At 46.6% G+C, this 14,250-nt stretch carries 14 protein-coding genes and 1 other RNA gene; 11 read left to right on the top strand and 4 right to left on the bottom strand.

The features are described from left to right. Positions 1 to 47 precede the first annotated feature (47 nt). Positions 48 to 212: a hypothetical protein gene (locus tag H6F63_RS10770; RefSeq protein ID WP_190637206.1), complete on the bottom strand. Its 165-nt coding sequence runs from the start codon at positions 210 to 212 to the stop codon at positions 48 to 50. Here H6F63_RS10770 and H6F63_RS10775 point away from each other — a divergent pair. The 3 genes from H6F63_RS10775 (at position 211) to cobJ (ending at position 4,501) form a co-directional block, all read left to right on the top strand. Then, a complete protein-coding gene (locus H6F63_RS10775; protein ID WP_190637208.1) occupies positions 211 to 1,788 on the top strand; it encodes an NAD(P)H-quinone oxidoreductase subunit N in 1,578 nt (525 codons plus the stop codon). The two genes, H6F63_RS10770 and H6F63_RS10775, sit on opposite strands and share 2 nt — an antisense overlap. A gap of 394 nt (positions 1,789 to 2,182) precedes the next feature. Continuing rightward, complete coding sequence (locus H6F63_RS10780; RefSeq protein ID WP_190637210.1) at positions 2,183 to 2,590, top strand: hypothetical protein; 408 nt, start codon at positions 2,183 to 2,185, stop codon at positions 2,588 to 2,590. Then, positions 2,591 to 4,501, top strand: coding sequence for a precorrin-3B C(17)-methyltransferase (cobJ, locus tag H6F63_RS10785; protein ID WP_190637212.1), 1,911 nt, complete (start codon positions 2,591 to 2,593; stop codon positions 4,499 to 4,501). It begins immediately after the preceding gene. A 1-nt stretch (position 4,502) separates the two neighbouring features. On the opposite strand, the gene H6F63_RS10790 is transcribed toward cobJ, so the two are convergent. Then, complete coding sequence (locus H6F63_RS10790) at positions 4,503 to 4,853, bottom strand: phage holin family protein (protein ID WP_190637214.1); 351 nt, start codon at positions 4,851 to 4,853, stop codon at positions 4,503 to 4,505. 293 nt (positions 4,854 to 5,146) lie between these two features. Between H6F63_RS10790 and H6F63_RS10795 the strand changes: the two genes are divergently transcribed. From H6F63_RS10795 to H6F63_RS10830, 8 genes are all read left to right on the top strand, one after another. Then, the gene (locus tag H6F63_RS10795) at positions 5,147 to 5,638 is read left to right on the top strand and encodes a pentapeptide repeat-containing protein (RefSeq protein ID WP_190637215.1); all 492 of its coding nucleotides are present in this window, start codon (positions 5,147 to 5,149) and stop codon (positions 5,636 to 5,638) included. Next, on the top strand, positions 5,635 to 6,810 hold the full coding sequence (locus H6F63_RS10800) for a 5-(carboxyamino)imidazole ribonucleotide synthase (protein WP_190637217.1): 1,176 nt from the start codon (positions 5,635 to 5,637) through the stop codon (positions 6,808 to 6,810). The genes H6F63_RS10795 and H6F63_RS10800 overlap by 4 nt, the downstream gene beginning before the upstream one ends. A 114-nt stretch (positions 6,811 to 6,924) precedes the next feature. Continuing rightward, positions 6,925 to 7,107, top strand: a non-coding RNA gene (gene ssrS / locus H6F63_RS10805) — 6S RNA. A 195-nt stretch (positions 7,108 to 7,302) separates the two neighbouring features. Next, on the top strand, positions 7,303 to 8,568 hold the full coding sequence (locus H6F63_RS10810; RefSeq protein ID WP_190637219.1) for a pitrilysin family protein: 1,266 nt from the start codon (positions 7,303 to 7,305) through the stop codon (positions 8,566 to 8,568). A gap of 62 nt (positions 8,569 to 8,630) precedes the next feature. Further along, positions 8,631 to 9,911, top strand: coding sequence for a pitrilysin family protein (locus H6F63_RS10815; protein ID WP_190637221.1), 1,281 nt, complete (start codon positions 8,631 to 8,633; stop codon positions 9,909 to 9,911). Positions 9,912 to 9,941: 30 nt separating this feature from the next. After that, positions 9,942 to 10,721 (top strand): peptidoglycan-binding domain-containing protein, encoded by a 780-nt coding sequence (locus tag H6F63_RS10820; protein ID WP_190445228.1) that lies wholly within the window; start codon positions 9,942 to 9,944, stop codon positions 10,719 to 10,721. 242 nt (positions 10,722 to 10,963) lie between these two features. Continuing rightward, positions 10,964 to 11,341: a hypothetical protein gene (locus H6F63_RS10825; RefSeq protein ID WP_190637223.1), complete on the top strand. Its 378-nt coding sequence runs from the start codon at positions 10,964 to 10,966 to the stop codon at positions 11,339 to 11,341. Between the two features lie 51 nt (positions 11,342 to 11,392). Next, a complete protein-coding gene (locus H6F63_RS10830) occupies positions 11,393 to 12,376 on the top strand; it encodes a hypothetical protein (RefSeq protein WP_190637225.1) in 984 nt (327 codons plus the stop codon). Positions 12,377 to 12,978: 602 nt separating this feature from the next. On the opposite strand, the gene H6F63_RS10835 is transcribed toward H6F63_RS10830, so the two are convergent. Together H6F63_RS10835 and H6F63_RS10840 are read right to left on the bottom strand one after the other, a co-directional pair. After that, positions 12,979 to 13,614: a YqiA/YcfP family alpha/beta fold hydrolase gene (locus H6F63_RS10835; protein WP_190637227.1), complete on the bottom strand. Its 636-nt coding sequence runs from the start codon at positions 13,612 to 13,614 to the stop codon at positions 12,979 to 12,981. An 85-nt stretch (positions 13,615 to 13,699) separates the two neighbouring features. Further along, positions 13,700 to 14,194 carry a periplasmic heavy metal sensor gene (locus H6F63_RS10840; RefSeq protein ID WP_190637229.1) on the bottom strand — a complete coding sequence of 165 codons (495 nt, stop codon included), beginning with the start codon at positions 14,192 to 14,194 and terminating at the stop codon, positions 13,700 to 13,702. Between the last annotated feature and the right edge of the window lie 56 nt (positions 14,195 to 14,250).

Genomic DNA, 14,250 nt, shown 5'->3' on the forward strand with positions numbered 1-14,250 from the left:
AATTTTCTGGATTTATCAACGCTTATTTGACTTATTTTAGTGTTTAATTAAACACCATCTCCAGATGCGATCGCTTGCGTCTCTACAAGATACCTCCGAGAGCGTCTTGGCAGTCCGCCCAAAAAAAAACTAGAGCAGACCTCAGCCAGAGACGCAATAATAATTAAGAGTCCCAGACAATAAGCCTGATACCCAAAACCTATATAACTCATGAGTTTTGCTGAACTTGCAGCCCAGCTGAATGCTGGGACAATATTGCCAGAGGGGATTGTAATTGTCACCCTCTTAGCAGTTCTAGTGGTTGACTTGATTGTAGGGCGGACATCCTCCCGTGTCACACCCTACATAGCGATCGCAGGGTTACTCTCCGCTATCGTAGCCCTGTACTATCAATGGGATAACACCAACACCGTCTCCTTCCTCGGTGGCTTTAACTCAGATGCCCTGAGCGTAGTATTTCGCGGTATTATTGCCCTGTCTTGTGCCGTCACCATTTTGATGTCCATCCGCTACATTGAGCAGAGTGGCACATCTTTGGCAGAATTTATCGGCATTATGATCAGCGCAACCCTGGGGGGAATGTTCCTCTCAGGTGCGAATGAACTGGTGATGATTTTCGTCTCCCTGGAAACACTCAGTATCTCCTCTTACTTGATGACGGGATACATGAAGCGCGATCCCCGTTCCAACGAAGCAGCGTTAAAATATCTGCTGATTGGGGCTTCCAGTTCCGCGATATTCCTCTACGGTCTGTCGCTGCTATACGGATTATCCGGAGGAAAGACAGAATTAAGCGCGATCGCCACAGCAATGGCCAACGCCAGCACAGATTTATCCTTTGGGTTAGTCATAGCTTTGGTATTTGCGATCGCGGGTATCGCCTTCAAAATTTCCGCCGTTCCCTTCCACCAGTGGACACCAGACGTTTATGAAGGTTCGCCAACACCTGTTGTCGCCTTCCTCTCAGTCGGGTCTAAAGCCGCTGGTTTCGCCCTCGCGATTCGCCTAATGGTGACAGCTTTCCCCCTGATCACCGAACAATGGCACTTTGTCTTCACCGCCCTCGCAGTTTTGAGCATGGTTTTGGGTAACGTCGTCGCCCTCACCCAAACCAGCATGAAACGGCTACTCGCCTACTCTTCCATCGCCCAAGCTGGCTTTGTAATGATCGGTTTAATTACCGGAACCGAAGCAGGTTACTCCAGTATGGTTTTTTACTTGCTGGTATACCTGTTCATGAACCTGGGCGGCTTCGCCTGCGTGATTCTATTCAGCCTCCGCACAGGCACCGACCAAATTAGCGAATACTCAGGACTGTATCAAAAAGATCCGCTCTTGACGCTAGTTTTAAGCATTTGCTTACTTTCTCTGGGAGGAATTCCGCCTCTGGCTGGCTTCTTCGGTAAAATTTACCTGTTCTGGGCAGCTTGGAAATCTGGTGCTTACGGCTTAGTATTGCTAGGTTTAGTTACTAGCGTCGTCTCCATTTACTACTACATCCGCGTCGTGAGGATGATGGTAGTTAAGGAGCCACAAGAAATGTCCGAAGCTGTGAAGAACTATCCAGAAATTCGCTGGAATTTACCAGGAATGCGTCCTTTACAAGTGACTTTGGTACTGTCGTTAATAGTGACATCTGTAGCGGGAATTCTGTCTAACCCACTGTTTACTTTAGCTAACAGTTCCGTCACCCGCACAACGATGTTGCAAGGATCGCCTGTGGTTAGCACTCAGACACCAGCGATTAGTCATCAGCCTTCAACCGTTAATATTCAGGTTGGTGGTTAGGAAATAGCGCAAGATTGTAGAGACGTGAATAGGGCTTACGCACGTCAACACGCTGTAGGGGCATGGTAATGCCATGCCCCTACGACAGAATCAGGCATTCACTAATTAACTGCGTAAGTCCTGGTGAAATAAAAGCGTCTCTACACCCGTTAAAACAAGTTAAAACTTTGAGAAGTTCTATATTTTAGTCAGTGAAAACTGACTTTAAGTATTAGCCAGAACTTTAGGACAGACATTAAGGCTAATTGTAACCCTTGGTACTTGACCTTAAAATAGGTGATATTGGTGGCAAAAATAAAAAATTCATAAAAATAAGCTAATTTTCAGATGTTAAGGTTTAATAGTGTCTTGATAGTTGCCTAAGCTACGAATTTCAGGTTTTGTGGGGGTTTTTATGTCGATTTGCCACAATGCTTGCAAAGCCTCATTTATCCAGCATTCAACTGGTCAACAGTCCCACGCGATCGCTTTGTTGCCCCATTCGCGTTTAACTAATGTAAATTACTCTTATATTACCGACGGCTATTATATGAGCAATCTTGTTTATTCCGAGTGGGAGACAATCGGAAGTGTCACCGAACTCGACGAAACCGAAGAGATTTTGAGTAAGGAACCTTACTTTTTCAATGAAGGCATCCCGATAAAGGCTGATGTTCTGAGAATAGAAAACATTTCGCCAGACGAAGAGGATGAAGATTTCGACGAAGATTTCGACGAAGATGATGAAGATTTCGACGAAGATGAAGAATATTTAGATGAGGACGATGAAGATTTTGACGAGGAAGAGGACGAAGAAATATAGATGGTATTAGTTTGGCGCGAGTTTCAGCCGATAGCTGCGATCGCCACTACCCCCAGCGCCGCCAAAATATTACAGCCTCTAACTCAGGCGGCTGGTGCAACCCTTTGGATACCGAATTCCTTAACCAATGTAGAGGCGTTGCATTCAACGTCTCTACAGGTTTATCACGGTTCTCTAAAAGACCATTTAACCGAAAATTGGCATCAACATCAGGCGTTTATTTTCTGTTTAGCAGCAGGGGCGGTGGTGCGACTGATTGCACCTTTGTTACAGGATAAATCCCGCGATCCGGCTGTGGTGGTGTTGGATGAAAATGGTAAATTTGTTATTAGTTTGTGTAGTGGTCATCAGGGAAAAGCCGATCAATTGGCAAGAGCGATCGCGCACTCTATTAGTGCAACTCCAGTTTTAACGGGCGCATCATCTGCATTAAAATTACCAGGTATTGATATACTCGGAGTTCCCTTTGGCTGGAGTCGCGGCGAGGGAGATTGGACAGAAGTTAGTGCAGCTGTTGCAAGAGGCGAACTCGTTCAAGTCATTCAAGAAGCTGGCTCTACCTTGTGGCAAAATCATCTACCCCAACATCCATTTTATTTCGGATTTCCGGAATATACCGCCACTCATAAAGAAGAATCAGTTTCACCCAAAGCGAGAATCTGGATCAGTGCCGCACAGCGGCAATTTTCCAGAGAATCAGATTTACCAAAAGTACAATGGCATCCTAGAGTTTTATGGGTGGGAATTGGTTGCGAACGGGGAACGTCTAGAGAGTTAATTGAAACAGCAATTGAGCAAGTTTTTCGGAAGAATCACTTGGCTATTAGCGCGATCGCAGGTATCGGTACAATTGACCTCAAAGTCGATGAAGTTGGGTTAGTAGAATTTTGTCGCGATCGCAATTTACCTTTGCGAACCTTTCGGGCCGAAACACTACGTTCCGTTACAGTCCCCAACCCTTCAAATGTTGTAGAAGCAGAAGTTGGAACCCCCAGCGTCGCAGAAGCAGCAGCAATATATGCAGCTGGAGAAGCCCGTTTTCCTGAAGTTAGTAAACTACTGGTTCCCAAACAAATTTTTAGATTGGAAGGACAACCGGGGGCGGTAACGGTAGCGATCGCGCAATCCAACTTAGAATACACTGGACGCACAGGCTGTTTATTCCTAATTGGTACTGGGCCAGGAAAATTAGATCAGATGACTCCAGCCGCCCAAACAGCCATTTCTCAAGCCGATGCAGTCATTGGTTACTCTCTCTACATCGACTTAATCACCCCACTTTTGCGCCCTGGACAAATTGTAGAAGCTTTACCGATTACCCAAGAACGTCAACGCGCCGAAAGGGCGATTGAATTAGCCAACTGGGGATTAACTGTAGCGGTTGTCTCCTCTGGCGACTGCGGTATTTATGGTATGGCGGGGTTAGTGCTGGAAGAATTGCAAGTTAAAGGTTGGGATGGCAAAACTCCCGCAGTTCAGGTTTTTCCGGGGATCACCGCCTTACAAGCAGCCGCCTCCCGCGTCGGTGCGCCCTTAATGCACGACTTCTGCGCGATTAGTTTAAGCGACTTGCTGACACCGTGGGAAGTCATTGAGAAGAGATTAAAAGCAGCTGCCCAAGCTGATTTTGTCACAGCTTTGTATAACCCGCGATCGCAAACTCGCACCCAACAAATTGCCACAGCTACAGAAATCTTTCTGCAATACCGCGACCCCAAAACACCTGTAGCAATTGTCAAATCTGCCTATCGACAAGACGAACAAATTGCTCTGACGACACTTGACAAATTGCTCACCATGCAAATCGATATGTTGACTACCGTGTTAATTGGTAATCAAAGCACCCGCACCCACGCCGACTGGATGATTACCCCACGCGGCTACTTGGGATTTGATAACGAAAATTGTTAACTTATTGGGCGGCTCTGTTGAACAAAAAGTTCAGCCCACTAGCGACCAAAGTCAACACAATTGAACCCACCAAAGCAGACAATAAATTTGTAATTACAAAACCAGGAGTAAGAAACGCTACCAGCCAAAGAGTAAGTGCGTTCACAACAAATAGAAATAGCCCCAGAGTTACCAGAGTAAGGGGCAATGTCAAAACTACCAATAGAGGTTTGACAACTGCATTCGCTAACCCCAAAACAATCGCAGCAATAAGAGCATCAACAAAAGTTTTGACCGCAAAACCAGGGACAATATAAGTTGTAATCACCAGCGCGATCGCTGTAATCAGCCAAGTTACCAAAAAATATGGCATAAGCTTTGGTTGAAACTAACTCTCAAAATTTTAACCCTTTCGCTCCAATCTGGAAACTGATGTAGCAATCCTAATGTATTTATGAAATTCCCTCTTTCTGTTCCTCCGCATCTGGGCGCTTCGTTTCAAGTAGAGACACTTGCTCGCGTCTCTACATTTCAAATAGGAACAAAACCCAACAAGGGAAGGGATTTGATGGGTTTGGCTACATACAAATGAAATAGGACTGCTATAGGCGGGAAGTATAGCGATCGCCCTACCCTACAATTATTGTTAACACTCAGCACTTTTTTATGAACTTTCGCCAACTATCAGCATTCTTACTGGCAATAATTCTCTTAATTTGGGCATTACCAGCACAAGCATCAGACTATCCGCCTCCCCTGTCGTTTAGCAATGCAGAACTCAAAGGAAGGGATTTTTCCGGTCAAACCCTAGAAGTAGCTGAATTTTCCAACGCTAATATGGAACTAGCTAACTTTGAGGGTGCTGACTTGCGGGGAGCAATTTTTAGTGCCTCGGTGATGACGAATGTTAATTTACACGGGGCGGATTTAACTCATGCGATGGTAGATCAGGTAAAATTAATCGGATCTGATTTAAGCGATGCCGTTTTAGTGGAAAGTATTCTATTACGGACGATTTTTGATGATGTAAATATCACTGGCGCAGACTTTTCTGATGCGATTTTGAATAGAGCGCAAATAAAAGAACTCTGTGCCAAAGCATCTGGTGTAAATTCTAAAACAGGCGTTGCAACTCGCGATTCTTTGGGGTGTCGATGAAACGGGTAGGTGTAATTGGCGGCGGACAATTAGCTTGGATGATGGCTGGTGCATCTGAGGCGTTGGGGGTGAAATTAGTAGTGCAAACTCCCCATTCGACAGATCCGGCTGTGGAAATTGCCGATTCTACGATTTTTGCCACAATTGATGATGCCGCCGCCACACTTGAGTTGGCGAATCGCTGCGATGTAATTACCTTTGAAAATGAGTTTATTAATCTGCCAGCCTTGAGGGAATTGGCACAGCAAGGTATCTCTTTTCGTCCTGGGTTGGAAGTATTAGCGCCCCTGTTAGATAAATACGATCAGCGTTGTTATTTAGAGGATATCGGCTTACCAACTCCCAGTTTTATGACGCTTGAGGGAGAAGTTGGGAATGATGAATTAAATCTGACCAAATCATTCACTCAACCACTGAATCTTCCGCAGTTGGATTTCCCTCTGGTTCTGAAAACCCGCCGCCACGGTTACGACGGTCAAGGAACTTTCATTATTAAAGATAGTGAAGCTTTGCAGTCAACTTGGCAAAAGCTCAAATATGCGCCAGTTTTGTTAGAAAAATTTGTCCCCTTTGAGCGAGAATTGGCTGTGATGGCGGCGCGTTCTGTGGATGGGGAAATTGTTGTTTATCCAGTTGTGGAAACTCAGCAGGAAGACCAAGTTTGTCGTCGCGTTTTGGTGCCAGCTGAGATTAGTGTAGCAGTAGAGGAAGAGGTAAACGCGATCGCGCATTCTCTCCTAAACAGTCTACAAGCCGTTGGCATCTTCGGCATTGAGCTATTCTTGACCAATGACGGGAAAGTGTTGGTAAATGAAATTGCCCCCCGCACTCACAATTCTGGACACTTCACCCTGGATGCTTCTGTTACATCCCAGTTTGAGCAGCATCTAAGAGCGGTTTGCGGTTTACCATTGGGCAATCCCGCCCTCAAGAGCGCTGGTGCCGTCATGGTAAACTTACTCGGTTACGAGCATTCCCAGAATGATTATTTTGCCAAACGGCAACAACTAGCCGAGTTACCTGCTTCTTACGTCCACTGGTACGGCAAAACCGAGTCCCGCCCTGGTCGCAAGTTGGGTCATGTTACAGTTTTGCTAGATACAGCCAATAGAGCAGAAGCAGAAGCGATCGCGCAAACCATCGAGTCCATCTGGTATCCCCTACAGCACTGAATCTAAAGCCGGAAACCCCCAGCCCAACTCGTTCTCAGGCTGTCCCTGAGAACCCGGTAAGCGAGGCTCTGCCTGCCTTCTCCCATTTCCCCTTTCCCCTGCTACAATAAAAAAGTTCTACTGCGGCGTTGGTGACTGCCAATAACGTTTTTTGACTATGCTTTGTTCTTAAGGGAACCAAAGTGTTCTGGCAGCAGTAGACCGGGCAAGTACCCGGAAACTTTAAGCCAGAGCCACGGTACCCACCTGGTTTTCACCAGGTCATAAACTGAGGTAAGACGGCGTTGCGGTGAACTTAAAAATTCAAATCCCCTTGTCTTCACGATAAGGGGATTTTTGTATAACTAGCTACAGAAATTGTGAGGGATTCCTCATAATTGTTAATACATAACTACAGAGATTTAACCTCTGGATCAACACATTTTAATATTTGTGTTGAGGAAAGATAAAGTAATTTAAAGCGCATCTAACTTGGGTTAGAGATAAAAGAGTTTGTTACAACTATTAAAGACTTCACAATTCCCAGCCGACGTAGTAACGCTGGACAACGGTTTAACCGTGATTCATCAACATCTACCAGCCACCCCGGTAGTGGTGGTAGATGTTTGGGTTAAGGCAGGTGCGACGCGAGAACCCCAAGAGTGGTTGGGAATGGCGCACTTTCTGGAACACATGATTTTCAAAGGCACCGAAAGGCTACCGCCTGGTGTATTTGACCATGTAATAGAAAGTCGCGGCGGGATGACAAACGCAGCGACAAGCCACGACTATGCACATTTTTTCATTACCACAGCAGCGCAGTATTTAGAAGACACTCTGCCTGCATTAGCAGAAATTCTCTTAAACGCTGCCATCCCAGAGTTAGAATTTGAGCGGGAACGGGATGTAGTTTTAGAGGAAATCCGCCAGACATACGACAATCCCGATTTTCTAGGATTCCAAGCACTAACAGAAAGCATTTACCAGCGTCACCCCTACGGACGCCCGGTTTTGGGAACGGAAGAAATACTGATGGAGCGATCGCCTGACGAGATGCGCTGCTTCCACCGTTCCCATTACCAACCCGAAAACATGACCGTGGTAATTATCGGCGGAGTTGCCAAAGAACCAGCACTAGAACTGATAAATCGGTCATTCCAACACTTCTCTTCCCCGCTTGCTTGTCCCCTAAACCTAGCCGAAGCCGAACCTCCGATAATCGACATTCGCCGCCAGGAATTCTACTTACCCAGGCTAGAGCAGGCACGTCTAATGATGGCATGGACGGGGCCAGGTGTAGATCAGCTGCAAAGCGCTTGTGGTTTAGATTTGCTGGCCGTACTGTTGTCAGAAGGGCGGACTTCCCGCTTAGTAAGAAACTTGCGCGAAGAACAACAATTAGTGCAGCACATTAGTAGTGGTTTCTCCCTCCAGCAAGACTCAAGTTTGTTTACAATTAGTGCCTACTTAGAGCCAGAGAATTTAGATCGAGTCGAAGCACTCATCGGCGATGCGATCTCCGAATTGCAGAATACACCTGTTTCGGAGGCAGAACTTGCTCGGTGTAAGCGCCTGCTGTGTAATGACTACGCCTTTTCTACAGAGACACCCAGCCAACTAGCAGGCTTATATGGTTACTACAACACCATCGCTGCGGCTGAACTAGCAGTCACCTACCCAGAGAAAATTCAGTCTTTTGAGAGTTGCCAGCTCCAGCAACTAGCGCAGCAATATCTCTCACCCTATCGATATGCAGTCACAAGCCTCAAAGCCTGTTAGCGTGAATAGAGGTGGCAATTAGCATATTAGCCATACTTTAATTAGCAATCCTTCAATTACCAATGGCTCAAAGTGTGACGCGATCGCTTGTTCATCCAAATATTCACCGCACCGTTTTAGATAATGGCATCGTATTAATTACAGTAGAGAATCCAGCGGCTGATATCATTGCCGGACGCATTTTTGTGCGGGCTGGAGGGGCTTGGGAAGCACGAGAAGAGGCTGGAGTATCTCACCTCTTAGCAGCAGTAATTACCAAAGGGACTGAAAAACTGTCTTCCCTGGAAATTGCTGAGCGAGTGGAGTCAGTCGGATCTAGTTTAGGTACTGATGCGGCTGCGGATTATTTTTTACTCAGTCTCAAGACAGTTTCCGCAGACTTTCCCGATATGTTAAGTCTGGCGGGGCAAATTATGCGATCGCCTACTTTCCCTGAAGCGGAAGTGGAACTGGAGCGCCGTCTCGCCTTGCAAGATATTCGTTCCCAGCAGGAGCAGCCGTTTACAATTGCTTTTGACCAGCTGCGACAGGCAATGTATCAGGATCATCCCTACGCCTTATCCAGTCTGGGAACAGAAGCCACCATGTCTGGGCTAAATCGCGCCCACCTCCAGCGCTACCATCAAACTTATTTCCGCCCCGATAACATCGTAATTAGTTTAGTCGGTCGCTTAACCCCAGAATATGCGGTAGATTTAGTTAATCAAGTGTTTGGAGATTGGCAAGCTCCTGCAACACCCTTGCCTACCCTAACTCTACCCAAGATTACCCCCCAACCTCACTGGGCAAAAACCCCGCAAGATACGCAGCAATCAATTGTAATGTTGGGACACATAGCCCCATCAGTGAAAGAAACCGACTATTCAGCCCTGAAATTGCTGAATACTTACCTGGGTAACGGTCTTTCCAGCCGATTGTTTGTAGAACTGCGGGAAAAGCGGGGATTGGCTTACGATGTGTCAGCTTTTTTTCCCACACGGTTAGAAACGTCGCAGTTTGTAGTATATATGGGTACGGCACCGGAAAACACTGCGATCGCTTATGAAGGCTTGCGAACCGAAGTGGAACGACTTTGCACCACTCAACTGAGCGACACGGAACTGCAATCTGCCAAGAACAAACTGCTCGGTCAGTACGCTCTAGGCAAACAAACAAATTCCCAAATTGCCCAGGTTTTCGGCTGGTACGAAACTTTAGGATTGGGAATAGAGTTTGACACCCAGTTTCAGGAAAAAATCACCAGTGTCACCCCAGAAATGGCGCAAACAGCGGCTTCCCAATACTTCATCGAACCTTACGTATCGCTAGTTGGCCCATCTGAAAAGATAGCAATTCAACCTTAAAAAGGAAAAAGTAAAGAGGAAAAAGTGACGATGAAAAAATTATTTCTTTTGCCTTTTGCCTTTTTACTTTTGCCATTTGCCTTTAACAATTTGCCTTCTTTTGCCCAGCCAACTCCGACAGCAATCAACCGCCCAAATTTAAAAACTGGAAGCCAAGGTGGTGCAGTGAGTGAACTCCAGGCAGTTCTCAAACTCTTGGGTTACTATACTGGCGAAGTGAATGGCGTGTATGGAGATAGTACAGCGATCGCAGTCTCCCGGTTTCAGCAAGCAGCAGGATTAAAGCCTGATGGAGTTGTTGGTGCAGAAACCTGGAGACGCTTATTTCCTACCACCCCACCGTCAGCAACAGTAGCAGCAACGACACCCGCCCCAACACCAGCACCCACATCAACCACAGGAGCCGCATCTTTTCCTGTCCCAACCACAACAACAGCCGCCGCCACTCCTACTCCAGCAGCAACTCCCCGTCCCGCAGTTAGAGTCCCCCAGCGTCAGACAACGCCTACCAGAACCACCAGAACCACCAGAACCCCCAACCGTCAGCCAACGCCCCGCCCCACTCCACAAGCACGGGTAAGCCAGGCTACCAGATCGGCGACTGATCTTCCCATTCTCAGAGTGGGAATGCAAGGCCCTGCCGTCACCACATTGCAACAGCGATTGCGAACCCTTGGCTTTTACAGAAGAGCAGCCAACGGTGTCTTTGATGCTTCCACCCAAGCAGCCGTCATAGCCGCTCAACAGAGGTTTAAGCTAACCGCCGACGGTGTTGTTGGCCCCGCCACCTGGAGCGCTCTATTGCGCTAGAGATCAGTCATTTAAAGGTTGTTAGAACCTGACAACCCCAAGGAACTACTGAGGAAGGTCAATCCTTGGGTGTAGTACATAATACCTTTCCAGATAGAGCTGTTTGGTAGTTTGCAGCGGATATCTTATTGCTTACAGGACAAAAAGCTAGGTTAAATAACTTCTTAGCTCAATGCGATCGCCTACAAATTTCAGGGTGTTCTCTGTGTCCTCAGCTAAATTACAAGTTCGCTCTTTTTCCCATGTGCAACTACCCTAAAACCGATACAAATCAGAAACCAGAATCGGTCAATCAGGGAAAAGCTAATTCTCATCGGTTTACCTCCCGAAATAGCAACCTTCAAAATCGAGCTTCTGAGCGTCGTTTTCAGGAACGGAGTTACTTAGCCGATAAAAATAGCAATGCCGTTATTAATGGGCTAATGAATCTTAGCCTTACGTCGATTATAAGTTTTCTTGTTGCCGCTCTCTTCTTTATAGCTCACAAAAATGAAGATTCTCTGCTTATAGTGCCTGCCCTCAACGATACTCCATCTCAAAGCAGTAACAAAGAGTCAAGCATCAAAAATCAAGTAAAGCAAGAGCGATGGAGTACATCAGATGTTGCTCACATCTACTGAAAATACACAAGTTTTAAAAATTTATTCCATTCAGGAGTTTTAGTAGTAACCATGTCTAACCTACAAAATCGGAATAACGACAACCGTGAAGTTAACTCGAACCCGAACAGTCAGGTTCACACCAATAAAACAGTTCATACCAATAACACCGTAGATCCTGCCAAGGCGAACTCCTACCGGGATGGCTACGTACATGGTCGGGTTACTGAACACCACCGCCAAGATGAAGTACAAGAAGTCCGCGATAATAACAATGCTGCTCGTGGCTTATTGCTAGGAATTGGTCTTACCTCTCTGCTGGGTCTAACCCTCGGTAGTCTCTTCCTCCTCAACCAGCGAAATAATCAGGTAGAACAATACAATCCACCAGCTCAGCTTGTACCTGTACCTGTACCTACAGCTTCACCTGTGCCTTCAGTTTCACCGAACTCAACGGCACCCAATTCTAGTTCATCTGATGCTTCTCAAGAGTCAGGCGAAACTAACACCATAATCAGAGAAAGAGTTGTTGAAAAAGCGGTTCCAGTTCCGGTTCCTCAGCGACAAGCAGCACCCCCTGCTCAAAAAGCGCCAGATGTTAACGTTAACGTTTCTCCTGCCCCATCTAGCCAACAACCAGCTCGACCGAACAACACGACAATTATTAACGAAGCTCCTGCTCAACCACAAAGCCAAAACCGAACAGGTACTTCTGGTACTTCTACCAACCGCAGCACCACTACCACACCAGGTCGCACTTCTACCAACGGCAGCACACCGGGTAGTAGCACCACCAACGGCACCACTACTACCACACCAGGTAGGAGCACCACCAACGGTACCACTACTACCACACCAGGTAGCACCACTGGCGGGACAACTGGCACCACTACTACGACACCAGGTAGCACCACTGGCGGGACAACTGGCACCACACCAGGCGATACTACCACTGATGGGACAACTGGCGGGACAACTGGCACCACGCCAGACGGCACTTCTACCACTGGCGGGACAACTGGCACTACATCAGGCGGCAGTTCTTCAGGTCAGTAAGCGTTAAAAGGCACTTTCTTCTAATAAGGGCGGGTTTGAAACCCGCCCTTATTCTTCAGTTTATAAACAAACATTTTCAAATCGTTACATCAGATAAAGGAGTATGAATTTTATTAAATATCGAGCTTTTATTCAAAATTAGGTGGTAACTTAAATATAGGCACAACGAAGTACGAAACTTCGATAACAAACTTCGGATTTGAGCCTGTGCCTCCCGCTCTTATCCCACGCAACGCCGAATCTGGTTGCTATCAATACAAATTAGCATCGCGTTCAAACTCATTCGCTTCTTTTTTGAGTTTTTGGACGTAGAGCTAAAATTACTGCCTGAATTGGTGGAAGAGACGCAAAGTTAGAAAAAGGTTCGTTGCGAATTCAGCCCACTCTAGTAAGTTAAATTAATCCTAGTTGTCATTAACTTTTCGTCAACTTTTTGTCTTTCGTTTGAGTATTCTGACCGTTCATTTCGTTGATAAACCCGCCTCTCTTGTGGCGGGTTTAATTTTTTGAGGTACTCATGCGATCGCCTAAACTCCCCGATAAATTGGGGTGCAGTAAAAAGAAAGTTTCAGTGTTGGGTGAGGTTCCAAGGGGCCAACCTACTACAACTGGCAGAAGGCTTGAATCAATTTCCACATCTCAGAGAGGACGTTGCCCAAGCTGTGATCGTCTTCTAGTTCGATTAATTCCACCCAAGGGCGTGAGGCTGCATAGTCGCGGCTGGCTGCGATCGGAATGACTTCATCGTAACGCCCGTGCAGGATGAGGGTGGGAGTTGGGCGTTGTAGCTGTTCGTCTAGATATTGGGAAGCGTCAGTGACAAACTTGTAATGTAGAGGAAGCGATCGCTTGTCTCTATAGTGATACACCTGCAAATACTTCTCCTCCTGCCAGCGCTGCACTTGTTCTTCCCCTAATCTTGGCAACCAGTGGGAGAGAAACCCAAAGGCTGGAGCTAATAAAACTAATTGTTTGACTTTTGAATATTTTTGTGATGCGTGTGCAGCAGTTAAACCGCCTAAACTGGAACCAATTAAAGTTACTGGTGTTTCATCTGTGGGAAATTCGGCGGCAACTTGCTCGATTTGTCGTGTTATTGTCAGGTGAGAAAAGTCGCCTTGGTTGAGGTCGAGGAGTTTCAGAGAAATATTTAGAGATTGGAAGCGACGCAAGAAATATTCAGCTTTTGCAGATTTCGGACTAGAAGCAAATCCGTGTATATAAATATAATTGGTCATTGGGGATTGGGAATTGGGAATTGGGGATTGGGAAGAATCTTACCCTATACCTAGTCCCCAGCCCCCAGTCCCCAGCCCCCAGCCCCTATTGTGCGTTTCTTTTCCCAGCCCGATTCTGGTAATTTTGCCGACGCTGTTGCATCAGTTGGGCAAACTTAGTGCGTTGCTCTGGAGTCATAATTTGCCGCATCGCCATCATGCTTTCAAACTTCAACTGTCTTATCTGCTGCGCCAACTGTTCAACTTGCTGATTTTTAGCGGTAATTTGGCTAGTGGAAGCTGTAGTGCTGCTCATCAGCGAAGCCAGTTCTTGCTTAGCTTGACGCATGGCTTGTGCGCGTTGGGAAATCTGGGGTTTGTATCTAGCCTGCATTGCCTGCATCTGCTGCATTTGCTGCGGGGTTAAATTAAGTTCCTGAAGGAACGAATCCCGATTTTTACGACGCTGCGGTTGAGGACTGGTGGAATCGCCAGGGGTTTGTGCAACCGTTTGGGGTAACACCATAGGAGCGGCAAAAGCTGCGCTGCTACCCATAGATAGCATGAGAACGGCTACAAGAGAAACACGACTTAATGACATGGAAATGAACTCCTTTGTTAGGGTTGGTTGTCAGTTGCTAACTATTTTCTACTGAC

This window comes from Trichocoleus sp. FACHB-40, assembly GCF_014695915.1.
Classification (GTDB): Bacteria; Cyanobacteriota; Cyanobacteriia; order Cyanobacteriales; family FACHB-T130; genus Funiculus; species Funiculus sociatus.

Bases quoted from the DNA above. Each gene is read 5' to 3' on its own strand.
- cobJ (WP_190637212.1), top strand. From the start codon at position 2,591: ATGGTATTAGTTTGGCGCGAGTTTCAGCCGATAGCTGCGATCGCCACT.
- H6F63_RS10795 (WP_190637215.1), top strand. From the start codon at position 5,147: ATGAACTTTCGCCAACTATCAGCATTCTTACTGGCAATAATTCTCTTA.
- H6F63_RS10775 (WP_190637208.1), top strand. From the start codon at position 211: ATGAGTTTTGCTGAACTTGCAGCCCAGCTGAATGCTGGGACAATATTG.
- H6F63_RS10815 (WP_190637221.1), top strand. From the start codon at position 8,631: ATGGCTCAAAGTGTGACGCGATCGCTTGTTCATCCAAATATTCACCGC.
- H6F63_RS10840 (WP_190637229.1), bottom strand. From the start codon at position 14,194: ATGTCATTAAGTCGTGTTTCTCTTGTAGCCGTTCTCATGCTATCTATG.
- H6F63_RS10790 (WP_190637214.1), bottom strand. From the start codon at position 4,853: ATGCCATATTTTTTGGTAACTTGGCTGATTACAGCGATCGCGCTGGTG.
- H6F63_RS10835 (WP_190637227.1), bottom strand. From the start codon at position 13,614: ATGACCAATTATATTTATATACACGGATTTGCTTCTAGTCCGAAATCT.
- H6F63_RS10770 (WP_190637206.1), bottom strand. From the start codon at position 212: ATGAGTTATATAGGTTTTGGGTATCAGGCTTATTGTCTGGGACTCTTA.
- H6F63_RS10830 (WP_190637225.1), top strand. From the start codon at position 11,393: ATGTCTAACCTACAAAATCGGAATAACGACAACCGTGAAGTTAACTCG.
- H6F63_RS10780 (WP_190637210.1), top strand. From the start codon at position 2,183: ATGTCGATTTGCCACAATGCTTGCAAAGCCTCATTTATCCAGCATTCA.
- H6F63_RS10820 (WP_190445228.1), top strand. From the start codon at position 9,942: ATGAAAAAATTATTTCTTTTGCCTTTTGCCTTTTTACTTTTGCCATTT.
- H6F63_RS10800 (WP_190637217.1), top strand. From the start codon at position 5,635: ATGAAACGGGTAGGTGTAATTGGCGGCGGACAATTAGCTTGGATGATG.
- H6F63_RS10825 (WP_190637223.1), top strand. From the start codon at position 10,964: ATGTGCAACTACCCTAAAACCGATACAAATCAGAAACCAGAATCGGTC.